Annotated in this window: 22 protein-coding genes, 1 tRNA gene and 1 other annotated feature; of the genes, 13 read left to right on the forward strand and 10 right to left on the reverse strand. The window is 40.8% G+C overall.

Annotated elements, in window-relative coordinates; all coding sequences use genetic code 11:
• Positions 1–43: 43 nt before the first annotated feature.
• Complete coding sequence (locus HWQ41_RS25855; protein WP_292769473.1) at positions 44–988, reverse strand: glycosyltransferase family 2 protein; 945 nt, start codon at positions 986–988, stop codon at positions 44–46.
• A 154-nt stretch (positions 989–1142) separates the two neighbouring features.
• On the opposite strand from HWQ41_RS25855, the gene rplS reads away from it, so the two are divergent.
• The 10 genes from rplS to HWQ41_RS25905 all read left to right on the forward strand — a co-directional run bounded on the left by rplS (position 1143) and on the right by HWQ41_RS25905 (position 6818).
• The gene (gene rplS / locus HWQ41_RS25860) at positions 1143–1505 is read left to right on the forward strand and encodes a 50S ribosomal protein L19 (protein ID WP_292769475.1); all 363 of its coding nucleotides are present in this window, start codon (positions 1143–1145) and stop codon (positions 1503–1505) included.
• Between the two features lie 153 nt (positions 1506–1658).
• A tRNA-Trp gene (locus tag HWQ41_RS25865) sits at positions 1659–1731 on the forward strand.
• Positions 1732–2035: 304 nt separating this feature from the next.
• Positions 2036–2257, forward strand: a complete 222-nt coding sequence (secE, locus tag HWQ41_RS25870) for a preprotein translocase subunit SecE (protein ID WP_292769477.1) — start codon at positions 2036–2038, stop codon at positions 2255–2257.
• On the forward strand, positions 2257–2898 hold the full coding sequence (nusG, locus tag HWQ41_RS25875) for a transcription termination/antitermination protein NusG (protein ID WP_292769479.1): 642 nt from the start codon (positions 2257–2259) through the stop codon (positions 2896–2898). Before secE ends, nusG begins: the two co-directional genes overlap by 1 nt.
• A 6-nt stretch (positions 2899–2904) precedes the next feature.
• Positions 2905–3330: a 50S ribosomal protein L11 gene (rplK, locus tag HWQ41_RS25880; protein WP_292769481.1), complete on the forward strand. Its 426-nt coding sequence runs from the start codon at positions 2905–2907 to the stop codon at positions 3328–3330.
• A gap of 113 nt (positions 3331–3443) precedes the next feature.
• Positions 3444–4157 carry a 50S ribosomal protein L1 gene (gene rplA, locus HWQ41_RS25885; protein WP_292769485.1) on the forward strand — a complete coding sequence of 238 codons (714 nt, stop codon included), beginning with the start codon at positions 3444–3446 and terminating at the stop codon, positions 4155–4157.
• 42 nt (positions 4158–4199) lie between these two features.
• Positions 4200–4368, forward strand: a sequence feature (ribosomal protein L10 leader region).
• Positions 4369–4430: 62 nt separating this feature from the next.
• Positions 4431–5075, forward strand: a complete 645-nt coding sequence (rplJ, locus tag HWQ41_RS25890) for a 50S ribosomal protein L10 (RefSeq protein WP_292769488.1) — start codon at positions 4431–4433, stop codon at positions 5073–5075.
• Between the two features lie 93 nt (positions 5076–5168).
• A complete protein-coding gene (gene rplL / locus HWQ41_RS25895) occupies positions 5169–5555 on the forward strand; it encodes a 50S ribosomal protein L7/L12 (protein ID WP_292769491.1) in 387 nt (128 codons plus the stop codon).
• 601 nt (positions 5556–6156) lie between these two features.
• The gene (locus HWQ41_RS25900; RefSeq protein WP_292769494.1) at positions 6157–6417 is read left to right on the forward strand and encodes a hypothetical protein; all 261 of its coding nucleotides are present in this window, start codon (positions 6157–6159) and stop codon (positions 6415–6417) included.
• The gene (locus tag HWQ41_RS25905; RefSeq protein WP_292769497.1) at positions 6414–6818 is read left to right on the forward strand and encodes a type II toxin-antitoxin system VapC family toxin; all 405 of its coding nucleotides are present in this window, start codon (positions 6414–6416) and stop codon (positions 6816–6818) included. Before HWQ41_RS25900 ends, HWQ41_RS25905 begins: the two co-directional genes overlap by 4 nt.
• 128 nt (positions 6819–6946) lie before the next feature.
• Here the strand turns inward: HWQ41_RS25905 and HWQ41_RS25910 are convergent, their stop codons facing one another.
• The 9 genes from HWQ41_RS25910 to acnB form a co-directional block, all read right to left on the reverse strand.
• Positions 6947–7183 (reverse strand): hypothetical protein, encoded by a 237-nt coding sequence (locus tag HWQ41_RS25910; protein ID WP_292769500.1) that lies wholly within the window; start codon positions 7181–7183, stop codon positions 6947–6949.
• 82 nt (positions 7184–7265) lie between these two features.
• The gene (locus HWQ41_RS25915) at positions 7266–7496 is read right to left on the reverse strand and encodes a type II toxin-antitoxin system MqsA family antitoxin (RefSeq protein WP_292769503.1); all 231 of its coding nucleotides are present in this window, start codon (positions 7494–7496) and stop codon (positions 7266–7268) included.
• Positions 7497–7513: 17 nt separating this feature from the next.
• Entirely contained in the window at positions 7514–7795 is a 282-nt protein-coding gene (locus HWQ41_RS25920) for a DUF4258 domain-containing protein (protein ID WP_292769506.1), read from the reverse strand.
• A 275-nt stretch (positions 7796–8070) separates the two neighbouring features.
• Positions 8071–9276: a hypothetical protein gene (locus HWQ41_RS25925; protein ID WP_292769509.1), complete on the reverse strand. Its 1206-nt coding sequence runs from the start codon at positions 9274–9276 to the stop codon at positions 8071–8073.
• An 82-nt stretch (positions 9277–9358) separates the two neighbouring features.
• Positions 9359–9598, reverse strand: coding sequence for a type II toxin-antitoxin system HicA family toxin (locus HWQ41_RS25930; RefSeq protein WP_292769512.1), 240 nt, complete (start codon positions 9596–9598; stop codon positions 9359–9361).
• A complete protein-coding gene (locus HWQ41_RS25935) occupies positions 9591–9857 on the reverse strand; it encodes a type II toxin-antitoxin system HicB family antitoxin (protein WP_292769514.1) in 267 nt (88 codons plus the stop codon). The genes HWQ41_RS25930 and HWQ41_RS25935 overlap by 8 nt, the downstream gene beginning before the upstream one ends.
• Before the next feature lie 13 nt (positions 9858–9870).
• Positions 9871–10317 (reverse strand): DUF29 domain-containing protein, encoded by a 447-nt coding sequence (locus tag HWQ41_RS25940; RefSeq protein WP_292769518.1) that lies wholly within the window; start codon positions 10315–10317, stop codon positions 9871–9873.
• A gap of 44 nt (positions 10318–10361) precedes the next feature.
• Positions 10362–10721, reverse strand: a complete 360-nt coding sequence (locus HWQ41_RS25945; protein ID WP_292769521.1) for a hypothetical protein — start codon at positions 10719–10721, stop codon at positions 10362–10364.
• Between the two features lie 78 nt (positions 10722–10799).
• Positions 10800–13430 carry a bifunctional aconitate hydratase 2/2-methylisocitrate dehydratase gene (gene acnB / locus HWQ41_RS25950; protein WP_292769524.1) on the reverse strand — a complete coding sequence of 877 codons (2631 nt, stop codon included), beginning with the start codon at positions 13428–13430 and terminating at the stop codon, positions 10800–10802.
• 292 nt (positions 13431–13722) lie between these two features.
• Here acnB and HWQ41_RS25955 point away from each other — a divergent pair, with 292 nt between their 5' ends.
• The 3 genes from HWQ41_RS25955 (at position 13723) to HWQ41_RS25965 (ending at position 15787) form a co-directional block, all read left to right on the forward strand.
• Positions 13723–14040 (forward strand): 2Fe-2S iron-sulfur cluster-binding protein, encoded by a 318-nt coding sequence (locus tag HWQ41_RS25955; RefSeq protein ID WP_292769527.1) that lies wholly within the window; start codon positions 13723–13725, stop codon positions 14038–14040.
• Between the two features lie 269 nt (positions 14041–14309).
• Positions 14310–14489, forward strand: coding sequence for a hypothetical protein (locus HWQ41_RS25960; RefSeq protein WP_292769530.1), 180 nt, complete (start codon positions 14310–14312; stop codon positions 14487–14489).
• Between the two features lie 233 nt (positions 14490–14722).
• The gene (locus tag HWQ41_RS25965; RefSeq protein WP_292769533.1) at positions 14723–15787 is read left to right on the forward strand and encodes a DUF3326 domain-containing protein; all 1065 of its coding nucleotides are present in this window, start codon (positions 14723–14725) and stop codon (positions 15785–15787) included.
• Positions 15788–16112: the final 325 nt, after the last annotated feature.

Here is a 16112-nt window from a genome sequence, read left to right on the forward strand (position 1 = left end):
ACCGATATAAATATAGTAAAAACTATCGTCAATGCTTAAAGAGCTAGGACTCAATCAATACAAGTTTACGAACCTGAGAATTGTTTCCCTGAGAGCGGCGTGATGAAACAGCAGTTAGCAAAAACTTCCAAGACTGAGGAGAAAGTATAGACGGATCTATCATCGAAAGAAAACTCTTGATATTTCTTTGCTTCAGCGCTACCAAAATCCAATGGAGTTTCAGGTAATTTTTTATATCCTGAAAGACGGGAATCTTTGAACGATGTTGGTCATTTACCAAAGAGTAAATTTTCTCCTTCATCAAAATATTTGTAGCCAACCGCCGAGACAAAGAAAACTTTTGATTATACGCACCGGGCCAGATAGTGCGGTAAGCAAGACACTGATTGAAGAAAATCGCATCGCCAAACTGGGCAATCCGAATCCAGGAATCGATGTCATCACAGTTAGCATCGAGTGTGGAGTCCCAACCACCAGTTTGTAGGAAAGCATCACGTCGGCAAGCTACTTGTACAGGCGTGCCAAAAGGTACAAGCTCTAAAAGCATACCGTAGTGAATATCTGCTTGTGGGATATAAAAAGCTAAACCGGGGCCAACTTGGGGGGTACGAGAGAGTTCAACTTCATTGCCATCCACCTGAGCCGCCACACAAGAGCAGATTACAGCATCGGGACGAAGTGCGATCGCCTTCGCCATCTCTTCTATGCAGTTGGGCGCTAAATAGTCGTCATCATCTAAAAACTTAATCCAGTCGCCGCTAGCTTTGGCAACTCCAGCATTTACTGTTGCTGCATGACCAAGGTTCACTTCGTTACGATGGTAAACAACGTTCTCCCCTAAGCTTTTGAGATAGGTTTGGGTGTCATCAGATGAACAGTCGTCGGCAACAACCACCTCGCACTCGATTGTTTGGTTACGAGCCGAGTCAATTGCTCTTTGCAGCAAGTTCAAGCGATTATAGGTACTGATGACGACGCTAAATTTCATAAATTTCACCCTTGTGGTACAGCATTCTGCAATATAGCTTTGATCTCTAGGCTGTTGTATCAGTAAAATTATCAATCCCAACAAGTAGACTGAAATAGGATTATCGATTTATGATTGATGATTGTGAGTTTTTTTTTAAGCAGACAGAAAGACTATGAGCGCTCAAGAGATTATCCGCTCGATTGAAGCGGAACAGATAAAATCGAATCTGCCCGACATTTATGTGGGCGACACAGTAAAAGTGGGAGTGAAAATCAAGGAAGGCGAAAAATACCGCGTACAACCCTACGAGGGAGTAGTGATTGCCATGCGGAATGGTGGCATCAATGAAACTATTACAGTCCGTAAGGTTTTTCAAGGCGTGGGCGTTGAGCGGGTATTTTTGTTGCATTCTCCCCGGATTGACAGCATCAAGGTATTACGTCGTGGTAAAGTCCGCCGTGCTAAACTGTATTATCTCCGCGATCGCGTAGGTAAGGCAACCCGGATCAAGCAACGGTTTGACCGCCCTTTGTGATTCGTCCTTAAAAAGTATGGGAGAAATTTCTTTTCTTCAAGCGGCATCTGCCGCTGACTTGTCCCCTCGACAAAATTGAGGTATGATATAAATCGCATATTGCGTTAAACTGAAATTTAGTTCAGCGCAATAACTGAATCAAAAACAGCTTGTGCGCTCTTAGTTCAGTTGGTAGAACGCAGGTCTCCAAAACCTGATGTCGGGGGTTCAAGTCCTCCAGGGCGCGCTCAAGAGCAAAAAACAAAGCCCGAAATAATTACGCAGCTGCTAATATAGCAGTTAGCGCTAATAATTTCGGGTAAACTTATTGTATTTGCAGTTGTTTTGCTTTCAGTAAGTGAAATAGAGTCGAAGCTGCAAACCTGGATGACCGAATTTTAGATTTGAGATTTTGGATTTTGGATTGAGAAGAAATTTAAAATCGACAAACCAAAATCTAAAATTAAGCGCCTTTGCCTTCAGGTATGGGGTAAATCTAAAATCTAAAATCTAAAATCCAAAATTGAGTGACAAACGGGGGATAAACGGTCGTGGCCAAAAAAAATGAAGCCGAATTGCCAGAAACCACAAATGGGTTTAGCTTGGGAAACTTCATACAGGGAATCAAAGAAGAACTTGAAAAAGTAGTTTGGCCCAGTCGGAAACAGATAGTGAGCGAATCCGCCGCTGTGTTGTTAATGGTGGCACTCTCCGCATCTTTGATATACTTGGTGGATGGATTGTTTGGTTGGGCAGCAAAACAGGTGTTCTGATGACTTTTGCAACAAACGAACCTCGCAACTCCACGTTGCAGTCAGAGGAAACAGCAGAAACAGCAGAAGCAGCGTCAAAAGAAGCACGCTGGTATGCAGTGCAAGTAGCCTCAGGCTGTGAAAAGCGTGTAAAGACTAACTTAGAGCAACGCATTCAAACTTTTGATGTCGCTGACAAAATTATCCAGGTAGAAATTCCGCACACGCCAGCGGTGAAAATCCGCAAAGATGGCAGTCGCCAGCATACAGATGAAAAAGTTTTCCCTGGCTATGTGCTGGTGCGGATGATGATGGATGATGATACCTGGCAGGTGGTACGAAACACCTCCCATGTAATTAATTTTGTGGGTTCAGAACAAAAACGTGGTAGCAGCAAGGGTCGCGGTCATGTCAACCCCATACCACTGAGTTCTTCAGAAGTCGAACGTATATTCAAACAAACCAGCGAACAAGAGCCGGTTCTCAAAATTGACATGGCTACTGGTGATAAGATAATGGTGCTTTCTGGTCCATTTAAAGACTTTGAAGGCGAGGTGATTGAAGTATCTCCAGAGCGGAGTAAGCTCAAAGCCTTGCTCTCAATTTTCGGCAGGGATACACCAGTAGAATTGGAATTTAATCAGGTAGAGAAACAGAGCTAAATACAAATGGCAAAGAAAATAGTAGCGGTCATTAAGTTGGCCCTGAATGCTGGAAAAGCCAACCCAGCACCGCCAGTGGGACCCGCCTTGGGTCAACACGGCGTTAACATCATGATGTTCTGCAAAGAGTACAATGCCAAAACAGCAGATCAAGCTGGAATGGTAATACCTGTAGAAATTTCGGTTTTTGAAGACCGGAGTTTTACATTTGTACTCAAAACGCCACCAGCATCAGTGCTGATTCGCAAGGCGGCGAAAGTTGAAAAAGGCTCGAATGAACCCAACAAAAAGAAGGTTGGGTCAATTACCAAAGCACAATTGCAAGAAATAGCCCAAACGAAACTTCCCGATCTCAATGCTAACGACATAGAGGCGGCAATGAAGATTGTGGGAGGAACGGCTAAGAATATGGGCATAACAGTCACAGATTAGTCATTGGTCATTTGTCATTGGTCATTAGTAAAAAAACTAGCAAATGACAAGGGACAAATAAGTAAAAATTATCGGGGGAGAGGCGAAGCTTCGGAATTACCCCAGGAGAAAAAATGCCAAAAATATCGCGTCGTTTGCAAACGCTGCAAGCAAAAGTAGAAGAAAAGGACTATCACCCCCTAGAAGCTTTAGCCCTTCTGAAAGACACAGCAACAGCTAAATTTACCGAAGCCGCTGAAGCGCATATCCGGTTGGGAATTGACCCCAAGTATACAGACCAACAGTTGCGGACAACGGTAGCACTGCCCAAAGGGACAGGACAAATCGTCCGAGTGGCGGTGATAGCCAGAGGCGAAAAGGTAAACGAAGCTAGTAACGCTGGTGCTGATATTGTCGGTTCAGAAGAACTGATTGACGAAATCCAGAAAGGTAGGATGGATTTTGACAAGCTGATTGCCACACCCGATGTGATGCCACAAGTGGCAAGGCTGGGTAAGTTGCTTGGGCCGCGTGGTTTGATGCCATCGCCCAAGGGTGGAACCGTGACATTTGATTTAGCAGGTGCGATCGCAGAATTCAAAGCTGGTAAATTAGAATTCCGAGCTGATCGAACTGGTATCGTCCATGTTATGTTTGGTAAGACAACCTTCTCGCCTGAAGATTTGTTAGTCAACCTGAAGGCATTGCAGGAGACGATTGACCGTAACCGTCCTTCAGGAGCTAAAGGTCGTTATTGGCGCACATTTTATGTGGCAGCGACTATGGGGCCATCGATTAAAGTTGATATCAGCGCCCTACGAGATTTGAAACTGAGCGAAGTAGCGTAATTTTGAGTCATTAGTCATTTGTAAAGGCAAAGGACAAAGGGCAAAATTGAATACGCAAAGCCGGAGACAGCAGGTGCTAATAGCTTAAATATCCTGCCGAGGTTAAAACTCTAATTGTCAGAATTGCCACCTATAAAGGTGTGATAACTATGGCATCAGGAGTCTTACTACTCAACCCCGGCTATATTAGCTGGGGTTTGTTGTTTGGATTCAGTTTTAAAAAAAGCGCACAAGTAGGGAAATCACCGATTAGTTTAAGGAGGTGAGATTGGAATGGGTAGAACACTAGAAAATAAAAAAGAAATAGTAGCTGACCTCAAAGTTACTTTGAGTGAGTCAACTCTGGCACTGGTAATTGACTATCAGGGGCTAACAGTTTCTGAAATCACAGACTTACGGCGGCGGCTGCGTCCCAGTGGCACCGTTTGTAAGGTGACTAAGAACACCCTCATGGGCATTGCTATTGAAGGTGATGAAAAATGGCAACCTCTGTCGGAATTGCTCAACGGTGCTTCCGCTTTTTTGCTGGTAAAAGAAGATTTTTCATCGGCAATTAAGGCGTACCAAGAATTCCAAAAAGTCACCAAGAAAACAGAACTTCGCGGTGGTGTACTGGAAGGTCGCCTACTCAAAGAACCGGATGTCAAGGTACTGGGAGACTTGCCATCTAAGGAACAACTCATAGCCCAAATTGCTGGAGCTATCAACGCCTTGGCTACCAAGATTGCTGTGGGTATCAACGAAGTTCCTGGTTCACTGGCTCGTGCTTTGCAGGCTGTGGCCGACCAAGAGCAAAGTGGTGGTAGCACCGAAACCGCCGCTGTAGAAGATAGCAGCACTGAAACGGCTGCTGTACAAGATAGCAGTACCGAAGGCGCTGCTGAAGGTAATAGCAGCACAGAAAACGCTGCCGAATAGACTTCGTGGTTCATCAGTCAAAAGTCAAAAGTCTATAGTTAAAGACCAATGACCCATGACAAATAAATAATCAAAATTACAGGAGTTATATCAATGTCTACTGCAACCGATCAAATTTTAGAACAACTAAAAACCCTGTCTTTGCTGGAAGCTTCTGAGTTAGTCAAGCAAATTGAAGAAGCTTTTGGCGTGAGTGCTGCTGCACCCGTTGGCGTAGCATTCGCAGGCCCTGGTGTTGCTGCTCCTACTGAGGAAGTTGTTGAGCAAACCGAGTTTGAAGTTATTCTCGAATCAGTCCCAGCTGATAAGAAGATTGCTGTGCTGAAGATTGTCCGGGAATTGACCGGTTTGGGTCTGAAAGAAGCGAAAGACTTGGTGGAAGCTGCGCCCAAGGCAGTTAAAGAAGGTATTGCTAAAGATGCTGCTGAAGATGCTAAGAAGCGGATCGAAGAAGCTGGCGGTAAGGTGACTGTTAAGTAGTCACGATTTTTTTACTAGTTTTTTATTAAGGAGTCTGAGTCAGGCTCCTTTTTTTATTACGGTTTTTGTAAAAATAATAGAAATACTATATAGGAATCCAATTTGATTCCTGAACTTACTTGCATAGGGAGGGAACAGGGAACAGGGAACAGGGAACAGGGAACAGGGAACAGGGAACAGGAAAGAAGGGAATAGATGTGTACTGAGTTATTTCAAAAATAAAATACGAGTTCTATAGCAATCCTATCTGATTTATAAAAAATACTTTTTTAACGAACCACTTTGATTTAAACTTTATTAAAATCGAAGATTTATCATACTGTTTCAGTGTCTTTAACTACCAAAAACTCATAAACTTCTTCTATAGTGAATGAAGCATGGAAAATATTAGGTTCTATTTTATAGATTTCCAAAAAAGAGGCGATCGCTTCATGAAGTTGCTTGATTGCTGCTTCTTGATTTATCTCTTGTCCTACCAGTCCATTGTCTAAGCATAAAGCAACCCAATAAATAGATTTCCCATGCTCCCATCTACAATTATTTAATATATAATCAGCTATATGTTTAGTAGAAATAAATCTATTTAATCTAATTAGATGCCATGCAAAGAATAACTTTAAACTCTCGTGTTGGACAAGATGGAATATTACATTTAGATATTCCTGTAGATGTCACTAATGTTGATTTAACTATTACTGTTATTTTACAACCTATTACTGATTCTGAGCAGGAAAATCAACCTAAAGGAAAAGGTTGGCCTGCTAACTTTTTTGAAGAAACTTCAGGATCTTTAAAAGATACACCTCTAATTATAGATTCTGAAGGTGTTTTTGATGATTTAGAAGAGTTTAAATTGACATGAAATATTTACTAGATACAAATGTATGTATTAAATATCTCAATGAAGATTCGATTATTCGCCAGAGACTTGAAAATTATGATTTAGATGATATTGCAGTTTGTTCAGTTGTGAAACTAGAGTTGTTTTATGGAGCCATGAGAAGTGATAACCCTGATCAAGTTTGGGCAAAAGTAAAGCGATTTTTAGAAGTATTTATTTCTTTACCTTTAGATGATATTTCAGCTTTAAACGCAGGTAGGATTCGCGCTCAATTAGCTAATCTCGGTACTCCTATTGGTTATAATGATTTATTAATTGCTTCTATTGCACTGTCCCATGATTTAATTTTGGTGACTCATAATACTAAAGAATTTGTCAGGGTCGAAGGGTTAAAAATAGAAGATTGGGAAATTGAAGGATAGAAGGTTAAAAACAAAGTATAAATGTCTACAATATAGTAAAGGAATTTGTGACCTTAATTTTAAATTGTATATAGTTGAAAGCGATCGCACTTTTATTTACTACTCTAAGTGATGGCTTTCATAATTCCCTACAGCAAACAGCGACCACTCTTCATAAACCCAGATTTAAAATCCTTTAGTGATTGATAATATTTTAGTGCTTCATCTTTTGATAATGGTTTTTCTTCCTTTACTTCCTCCATAAGTTTTGCTAAACCGTAATCCTCAAGAATTTCTTCAATTTTTTCAAATTCAGCGATAGGAATTTGTACAGCAATAGGTCGTTGATTTTCGTCAAGAACATAATTTTTGTGAACTTCGAGCATTTTAATAACTCCTATTTGTTATTTATTCTTGAACCAGCTTAGTGAGACAATAGCCGAAGCAATATTTTATTTTAGCAATTATTCATGATCCAAAACTAGCCACTTCCACAGGACGTTCAACAGCTAATTTTTTACGGTTAGTTTTGATTTGTTCAATTTTGTGAAGAGTTTCAGCAGTTAAATAACTTTCACCGCAATGAGTACAGGTTATCACTGGAATATTTTCTATTACTAGCAGGTCTTTACCCTTACCGTAAGTTCTAGTAATTCGGCGGTTTTTGACACCTTCGCTTCCACAAATATCACACAGCATTTGCCGCTTTCCTGGTATTAGGGTATGTATACAGTAATGATAACAAGTTTTCCAGTGGGACTTAGCTTGGCAATTATTTCGACTTCCCCTGCATCAAGAGTTAAACTTCTGATGCGATATTTAGATTCTGCTGTCACTTTATCTTTTTGACGTTCCAGTATTTCGCCTGTGAGGATACCTTCTTCAATGTCATAGATTGTTAGATTGTCATCGCTCATTTCTTCTTCAGCGTGTAGCGTCATTAAATACTGAAGAGAAGAAACTTTATCCCACATTCGTTGCAAAATTTCATCGAACAAGGTGGTAATCTTAGAGGAATTAGACTTTAATAGTTTACAGCGATCGCATGGATTGACCTCTCCCCCAACCCCTCTCCGAAGCGGAGAGGGGAGCCGGATTTCTCCCTCTTACCTTGTAGGGAAGGGGGTTGGGGGGTTAGGTCTGTGTGCAAACTGCGAGGGTGCGATCGCGCTGATAGAATAGTCAAGTAGGTGAAAACATTATTATCTTTTACTCTTAAAACTTGACTGAAAATGACATCTATAAAATCAATAAATTGTTTATTTTATGTTGTTTACTTAATCCTATAGTTCCAAGTCTTAATAGCTAAATCAATATACCATCCCAAATTTGTAGGAGTATTTATTTCCTGTGACCACCACGATTCTAAAAGAGAAATATCAAAAGGACGGGTAGCACCTTTCAGGAGATAGATCAATAAATCTAAAGTGTTTAGATTTCTACCATCATTGGATGAGGCTTGACATAAATACATATTTGCACTTGTCCATTTCGACATACCATGCCTGTCAAATGAGAAACAAAAATTATTGTTAGAATTCTCTTCAAGATTAACGGTAGTCTTAGTACACACCAACCATTCAACGACAGAATCTTGATCAAAATAGCTGTTATTTGCAGCTAATACAAAACCAAATCGTGCTACTGGAATTTTGATTTTAGTTCTCACCTTAGTTGGCAACCAAAGAAATAACCATATTCCTTTACCTGTATTAGTTATTTCGGCTAGTTTCTTATGATTTTGTCCTTCACCAGTACCATATAGTATTTTTCTATAAGTAGGGCTAACCATTTCCTTTATCTTTGGTTGAGCCATGAAAAGCTCTCTGATAATTCTAAAATTTTGACGAACATCTACAGGCAATTTACTTTCAAAGTTATGAGTAAAAGCTGGCAAGATTATACTTTGTAGGTCTTCATTTTGTACGCTACCAGGTAAGCCAAACACAGGGTAAAGAATATCATAGTTATTATCTTCTAATTGGAATTTAAGAGGTGTTGTCTGATATTCGATATAGAATTTCCAAAAATATATATCATCTTCAAATTTTGATGCTTCTTTATCTGTATAGTTGTCTTCATGAAAAGTAGGAGCAATAGCGATTAATTTTATCGGTAATGAGTAATCGATTCTGTCGGCAAAAGATTGATTTTGGAAAATATTTTTTCTATATCTCAATAGCTGAGAGACTAATCCTCTATCTTCTTCGTTTTTTAATTCAATAATGACTGCTTGTTTATCTAACTTGCTACAGCAGAGTAAATCACAACGCTGCATTTTGAGACTATGCTGACGTTTAATTAAAACCAATTCTGGGAATATTGTGTCAAAAGAAGCTTCAATATAATCTTCTAAATCCTGTTCAGACTGAAAGCGAATTTCTCTGCCAATGTAGATTAATTTACGATTCGCTTTGTCTGACCTCTCATTTCGTCTCTTCGAGTTGGTTGTTAAATGTTTTGATTTTAGGTAGGGCATGAAAATTTTTAATTACAATAATCTATATACAAGCTATTGTATTTATACAATAGTGCTAACGGTAAAAATACTGAAGCCTTATCTATTTTAACAGACTCTCAACTTCCTCATTTGTCAACCCAAACTGTTGAAAAATACGCAAAACATAAGCAGGAGACATTTCTCTTGCACCCATATCTATAGGAACTACTCTTCTTTTACCATCAACTTCACGAGTATATAAACAATGGTGGCCTTTTCCTTCTCTATGAAATGTGCAACCTGCTTGTTCTAAAAGCTTAATTAACTCCTTTGGTTTCAGGGAAGGTATATTTTTAGGCATAAACCTTTCTTAATTCATATATCTCTAAATCTTCTTCTTTTTCTTCAACAGCTAAAAATTCATGTAATTCCTCTATTGAAACGGTAGATTTATAAATATTACTTTCAGACTGATAAACCACTTCAAAGGATTCAATTGCTTCTTTCAGTTTATTAATTGCATCTTCTTGAATATTTCCCTGCCCAACAATGCCATTTTCTAAGCATAAAGCAACCCAATAGCCAGAATCTTTTCTGAGTACGACGGTGTAAAAATTCATTCCTTCCTCCAACTTAATAACTATTTTTTAAAGTTTCTTCTAATGTAAAAGGAGATTCGTTAGGAAAGAAATTTAATTTAATCCCTGTTTCATCAGATGCTTTGAGACGAGCTTTTTGATAACAATCTTCAAATACTTCTGCAAGTAGAGGTTGCAAACTCGGACTATCTTCTAATAATGTTTCAATACAGATACGTTGTTCAGAAATAGTACTGCGCCAACTTTCACTACGTTTTTCTGGTTGATATTGCCATTTCAGCAAGTGCATTAATAGCACAATTAATCGATTTTTTAACTCGCGTTTTTCACTTCTCCCCATGCTTTCAATTTCTTCAATTAGATTAGGTATATCTATTTCATTAAAATTATTTTCTTTTAACTGATGGGCAATTGTTTGTGTCCACAAGTAAAAGTCTTGTTCATAAAGGTTTTTTTTATTTATAAAAGATGAACTTGTCATGATAAAAACTCAAGTTAAATGACTGATACAAATTTTTAGGAAAGTTAACCTTGGTTGATTTGATGATTAATGTAATCAACAGCAACTTTAACTGTAGTAAACTCTAAAAAAATATCATCAGGAAAGTCAATATCTTCAAAGTTTACAATTAATTCACCACATATTACATCAGCATTTAATCCATCTGTTTCTCCTACCATTACTGGTTTATAAAAATAATATTGACTATCCTCTGCCTTAAAATGAATAACATTGGCACGATAAGCATTACTAGACCAATACAGTCGCTCGTCATAAATTTCTGACTGAAACAAGGTAAAATCTAATGTAACTTCTTGTTGCTCAATTTTCATGACTTCAGCAACAATATCTCTAACTTTCTCAAAAATTTCTTGATATTCCATAATTAATAATAATTTTTAGTTGTTTAATTTTTTATATTTAGAGTTAAGGTGAGCTTAAGAAGCCCACCCTAATCTAAATTAGACCAACAAAGCCTGCTCCTCCTTAGAAATCATACGCCCTTCATCTTCAAAACCGAGGATTTGATCAAAGTTCAAATACCTATACAAATCATCGGCAAAAGGCTCAATTCTACTCGCCACAATATCCAAATATTCCTGCACTGTGGGAAGGCGTCCCAGCAGCGCACAAACTGCGGCTAATTCTGCTGAACCAAGATACACTCGCGCATCTTTACCCATGCGATTATTGAAGTTGCGGGTAGAGGTAGAAAATACTGTTGTGCCATCAGCAACTCGCGCCTGATTACCCATGCACAAGCTGCATCCGGGTATTTCTGTTCTAGCACCCGCAGCCCCAAAAATGCTATACACACCTTCTTCTTTAAGTTGGTGTTCATCCATGCGGGTTGGTGGTGAAATCCACAGGCGAGTTTTCACTTCACCTGCACCTTCCAAAACTTTCGCTGTTGCCCGATAATGACCAATATTTGTCATACAAGAACCAACGAATACTTCTTGCACGGGATCATTAGCAACTTCCGATAATAATTTAACATTATCGGGGTCATTGGGAGCAGCAACAATTGGTTCTTTGATTTCGTTCAAATCGATTTCAATTATTTCGGCATACTCCGCATCAGCATCACCTTCTAATAACACGGGATTTGCTAACCATTCTTCCATCTTTGCCACACGGCGCAGCATGGTACGCGGATCATGATAGCCCCGTGCTATCATATTTTTCAGTAGCGCGACGTTAGAACGCAGATATTCGGAAATTGTCTCTACACTCAGCTTAATTGTGCATCCGGCACAAGAACGTTCGGCACTAGCATCGGTGAGTTCAAAGGCTTGTTCAACTTTTAAATCTGGCAAACCTTCTATTTCCAGAATTCGCCCGGAGAAGACATTTTTCTTGTTCTGCTTCTCTGCTGTCAGCAAACCTTTTTGAATTGCTACGTAGGGAATGGCATTCACAACATCCCGCAGGGTGATACCTGGTTGCAATTCACCTTTAAATCTTACCAATACTGACTCTGGCATATCTAAAGGCATGACACCCAAAGCGGCTGCAAAGGCGACTAATCCCGAACCGGCGGGGAAGGAAATACCCAAGGGGAAGCGGGTATGAGAGTCGCCGCCAGTTCCCACGGTGTCGGGTAGCAGCATCCGGTTTAACCAAGAGTGAATAATACCATCACCGGGGCGGAGGGCGACACCGCCACGAGAGGCAAAGAAATCGGGGAGTTCGTGATGGGTTTTGATGTCAACTGGTTTGGGATAAGCAGCAGTGTGGCAGAAACTTTGTATCACTAAGTCTGCACTGAAACCAAGACAGGCGAGTTCTTTCAATTCGTCGCGGGTCATGGGGCCTGTGGTATCCTGGGAACCAACGGTTGTAATGATGGGTTCGCAAGATGTGCCGGGACGCACACCAGGTAATCCGCAAGCTTTACCCACCATTTTCTGGGCGAGGGTGTAGCCTTTGCCTGTATCAAAGGCTTGCTGGGGACGGGTAAAGACTGTGCTGGGTTCTAAACCTAGTGCAAGACGAGTTTTGTCGGTGAGGGTACGTCCGATAAGTAGGGGAATGCGTCCACCTGCGCGAACTTCATCGAGGATTGTATCAGGTTTGAGGGCAAAGGTGGAAATGACTTCGCCAGCAACGTTGGTGATTTCGCCTTTGTAGGGATGGATGGTAATTACTGCGCCGGTTTCTAGTTGGCTGACATCGCACTGAATAGGCAAAGCACCGGCATCTTCTGCTGTGTTAAAGAAGATTGGCGCGATCGCACCACCTAAAACATAACCCCCAGCGCGTTTGTTTGGCACAAAAGGTATATTATTTCCTGTATGCCACAATACCGAGTTGATAGCAGATTTCCGCGAGGAACCAGTACCAACTACATCCCCCACGTAAGCTACAGGATGCCCTTTTTTCTTCAACTCGGCAATGGTTGCCAAGCTTCCCGGTTGCCGTGACTCTAACATCACTAAGGCGTGTAAGGGAATATCTGGGCGAGTTGTGGCGCTTTGGGCGGGCGATAAATCGTCGGTGTTGGTTTCGCCAGGAACTTTAAAAACGGTGACAGTAATCGCTTCTGGAACTGTGGGACGCAGGGTAAACCATTCAGCTTCCGCCCAAGAATCAATTACCCGCTTGGCGAAAGGATTGGTTTTAGACAACTCTAAAACATCGTGGAAGGCGTCGTACACCAAGAGGATTTTGCTTAAAGCGTTGGCGGCGTAGGCGGCGATGGGTTCCTTTCCTTGTCCGCCCATTACTAGAGGTGTTTCAGATGAGTCTGAAAGAGATACAGTAGGCCATTGCAGCAAATCGATTAAAGATTGTACGTTGTAACCACCTACCATCGTCCCCAGCAATTGCACCGCTTCTATGCGCGAAACCAACGGACTGATGATTTCCTTTTTGGCGATCGCGGTGAGAAATCCAGCTTTGACATAAGCTGCTGGATCGACACCAGGAGAAACGCGATCGCTCAATAGATGTAATAATATATCCTCTTGACCCTTTGGCGGATTTTTCAGTAATTCGCACAGTTCAGATGTTTGCTTTGCATCTAATGGTAAAGGGGGAATTCCCAGTGCTGCCCTTTCGGCAAGGTGTTTACGATATTGTTCCAGCATTCTTAACTTCACTCCAAATATTTAGCTAAACAAAGTTTTAAGTGTGTATCATCACTTCCCTAGTTTCAGGGGCATTCAACCTCACAAGTCTTGAGAAATAGAATTAACAGCAAGTGAATCTCCTTACTTTAAGTTTTTTGTCTAGCAAGGACTTATAATTATCACTGTATATCTATTTTTCCTGATAAAACTCTTTGAAAATAATTCTCTTTTCATCTTTGTTAACTTGGTACTGTGTCTATTTATCAGATAAAATAACTTATTTGTCCTCTGTGTCACGCTTATTTTGTATATGCCCAAAACTTACACCGTAGAAATTGATTACCAAGGCAAAATTCATACCTTGCAAGTTCCCGAAGATAAAACGATCTTATCAGTTGCCGATGCTGCTGGTTTGGATTTGCCAAGTTCTTGTAATGCAGGTGTTTGCACAACTTGCGCCGGTCAAATAAGCGAGGGAACTGTGGATCAAACTGATGGTATGGGCGTTAGTCCAGATTTGCAAAAGAAAGGTTACGTATTGCTTTGTGTTGCCAAACCCCTTTCTGATTTGAAAATTCAGACGGAAAAAGAAGATATAGTTTATCAGTTACAATTTGGCAAAGACTAATAATCAGTGAACAGTTATCAGTATCCGGGTTGACTATTGATAACTGTCCACTTCCCATTACCACAACTGATATAGTAATCCGATTTGATTCCTGAACTTACTTGCTTAGGGAGGGAACAGGGAACTCTTAACAGGGAACAGGAAAGAAGGGAATAGATGTGTACTGAGTTATTTCAAAAATCAAATACGAGTCCGATAAATAACATAAGTATTTCCTAGCAACTGATATCAGCTATTCTAGAAACTACAACTTAACAGGATTTACCCAGATGACGACTCATTTTATTACCGCAGAAATTGATTTACAAGAAACTCCCGCAGAATTACTAAAAGCAATTGAAACAGAGTTGAACAAACAGGGGGAACCCCTTCGTTGGGCAATTACTTCTGTGGACGTTGACCAACAAAAAGCTACAGTTGAAGCCGTTGTCACGACAGTTAGGAGTTAGGAGTTAAGAGTTAGGAGTTAGGAGTTAGTAGTTAACGCGATGTGCGACTTGTTCGTAGAACCCCTCTCCAAACCTCTCCCCCACAGGGAGAGAGGCTTTGATTCTGCTCCCCAACGCTAGTAGGGAAGGGGTTGGGGGTTAGGTTTGAGAGAAAGTCGTACACGGCGTGAGTTAGTATTTGATGGCTTCTGATTCATAATTCATAACTCCTAACTCCTAATTCCTAACTCAATATGCGTCCATACACTGCTATCTTAATTGTACCAACTGGCGTTGGGGCTGCCATTGGGGGTTATGCAGGAGATGCTTTACCTGTTGCCAAAGTTATAGCACAGGTTTGCGATCGCCTAATTACTCACCCCAATGTCCTGAATGGCGCAAGTTTGTATTGGAATCTTCCCAACGCTTTTTATGTTGAAGGTTACGGGCTTGACAAATTTGCTTCTGGATGCTGGGGTTTGCATCCAGTCCGCACCAACAAAGTAGGTTTGCTTTTAGACCAAGCCATTGAGCCAGAGTTGCGACTACGACATATACAAGCCGCAGATGCAGTCAGAGCAACTTTGGGATTGACTTTAACAGATTATGTAATTACTGATGCACCATTAAATGTAGAATTACGAACTACACCATCGGGAGCTAGTTGGGGAACAATTGGCAACCCAGATAGCTTGTTACGGGCAGCAGAGATATTAATTGAGAAAGCGGGGGCAGAAGCGATCGCAGTTGTTGCCCGTTTCCCCGATGATATAGATGAAGAAGCAGTACAGAAATACCGCCACGGTGAAGGCGTTGATCCGTTAGCGGGTGCAGAAGCCGTAATTAGCCATTTGCTAGTGCGAACCTTTCAAATTCCTTGCGCCCATTCTCCCGCCCTTTTGAGCGAACCTCCACAACCTGATTTATCTCCCCGTTCCGCCGCCGAAGAATTAGGCTATACTTTTTTGCCGTGCGTCCTTGTAGGATTAAGTCATGCCCCACAATTTATAGTAGAGAATAGAGCGATTACATCAGAGCAACAAGATATTTGGGTAGATGAAGTAGATGCTGCGATCGCACCTGCAACAGCTTGTGGTAGCAGCGCCTTACTGAGTTTAAGCCAAAGACGATGCCAAATAATTACAGTAGAAGAAAATAAAACTCTGATAAAAGTTCCTCCCCAACCCTTGGGGATCAAAGCTATACAGGTAAACTCATATTTAGAAGCAGTGGGTGTATTAGTAGCACACAAAGCAGGCATCAATCCCTCCGCTCTCCGTCCAAAATTATTACCTTTGCAGTCAGTAGGCAGGAGTTAAAAGTTAGGAGTTAGCAGTTAGAATTCATACTGTAGCGCTTCTGTGTTGAGTCAAATACAGACCTAACCCCCAACCCCAACCCTTGTAGCGTTGGGGAGTAAGATTCAAAGCCTCTCTCCTTTTAGGAAAGAGATTTGGAGAGAGGTAAAAGTGTATTGCATACAAACGAGAACCGCTATAATTCCCTGGATTACAGCTAAGGAAGGTGGATTAAATAAAATGCAAAACTTCATCTGTCTCTAGCTTCCCTCTCCTTTATAAGGAGAGGGATTGAGGGTGAGGTAAGCCAGGGACATAAATTGTATGTTATTTAATTCTTATTCCT

The organism is Nostoc sp. NOS(2021), from assembly GCF_017115025.1.
GTDB lineage: Bacteria > Cyanobacteriota > Cyanobacteriia > Cyanobacteriales > Nostocaceae > Nostoc.

What these genes read in the sequence shown, in the direction of transcription:
- HWQ41_RS25855 (WP_292769473.1), bottom strand. Translation starts at nt 988, where the DNA reads ATGAAATTTAGCGTCGTCATCAGTACCTATAATCGCTTGAACTTGCTG.
- rplK (WP_292769481.1), top strand. Translation starts at nt 2,905, where the DNA reads ATGGCAAAGAAAATAGTAGCGGTCATTAAGTTGGCCCTGAATGCTGGA.
- HWQ41_RS25935 (WP_292769514.1), bottom strand. Translation starts at nt 9,857, where the DNA reads ATGAATTTTTACACCGTCGTACTCAGAAAAGATTCTGGCTATTGGGTT.
- HWQ41_RS25965 (WP_292769533.1), top strand. Translation starts at nt 14,723, where the DNA reads ATGCGTCCATACACTGCTATCTTAATTGTACCAACTGGCGTTGGGGCT.
- HWQ41_RS25910 (WP_292769500.1), bottom strand. Translation starts at nt 7,183, where the DNA reads ATGCTCGAAGTTCACAAAAATTATGTTCTTGACGAAAATCAACGACCT.
- HWQ41_RS25945 (WP_292769521.1), bottom strand. Translation starts at nt 10,721, where the DNA reads ATGGAATATCAAGAAATTTTTGAGAAAGTTAGAGATATTGTTGCTGAA.
- rplS (WP_292769475.1), top strand. Translation starts at nt 1,143, where the DNA reads ATGAGCGCTCAAGAGATTATCCGCTCGATTGAAGCGGAACAGATAAAA.
- HWQ41_RS25915 (WP_292769503.1), bottom strand. Translation starts at nt 7,496, where the DNA reads ATGCTGTGTGATATTTGTGGAAGCGAAGGTGTCAAAAACCGCCGAATT.
- HWQ41_RS25905 (WP_292769497.1), top strand. Translation starts at nt 6,414, where the DNA reads ATGAAATATTTACTAGATACAAATGTATGTATTAAATATCTCAATGAA.
- HWQ41_RS25960 (WP_292769530.1), top strand. Translation starts at nt 14,310, where the DNA reads ATGACGACTCATTTTATTACCGCAGAAATTGATTTACAAGAAACTCCC.
- rplJ (WP_292769488.1), top strand. Translation starts at nt 4,431, where the DNA reads ATGGGTAGAACACTAGAAAATAAAAAAGAAATAGTAGCTGACCTCAAA.
- nusG (WP_292769479.1), top strand. Translation starts at nt 2,257, where the DNA reads ATGACTTTTGCAACAAACGAACCTCGCAACTCCACGTTGCAGTCAGAG.
- HWQ41_RS25930 (WP_292769512.1), bottom strand. Translation starts at nt 9,598, where the DNA reads ATGCCTAAAAATATACCTTCCCTGAAACCAAAGGAGTTAATTAAGCTT.
- rplL (WP_292769491.1), top strand. Translation starts at nt 5,169, where the DNA reads ATGTCTACTGCAACCGATCAAATTTTAGAACAACTAAAAACCCTGTCT.
- acnB (WP_292769524.1), bottom strand. Translation starts at nt 13,430, where the DNA reads ATGCTGGAACAATATCGTAAACACCTTGCCGAAAGGGCAGCACTGGGA.
- HWQ41_RS25940 (WP_292769518.1), bottom strand. Translation starts at nt 10,317, where the DNA reads ATGACAAGTTCATCTTTTATAAATAAAAAAAACCTTTATGAACAAGAC.
- rplA (WP_292769485.1), top strand. Translation starts at nt 3,444, where the DNA reads ATGCCAAAAATATCGCGTCGTTTGCAAACGCTGCAAGCAAAAGTAGAA.
- HWQ41_RS25900 (WP_292769494.1), top strand. Translation starts at nt 6,157, where the DNA reads ATGCAAAGAATAACTTTAAACTCTCGTGTTGGACAAGATGGAATATTA.
- HWQ41_RS25955 (WP_292769527.1), top strand. Translation starts at nt 13,723, where the DNA reads ATGCCCAAAACTTACACCGTAGAAATTGATTACCAAGGCAAAATTCAT.
- HWQ41_RS25925 (WP_292769509.1), bottom strand. Translation starts at nt 9,276, where the DNA reads ATGCCCTACCTAAAATCAAAACATTTAACAACCAACTCGAAGAGACGA.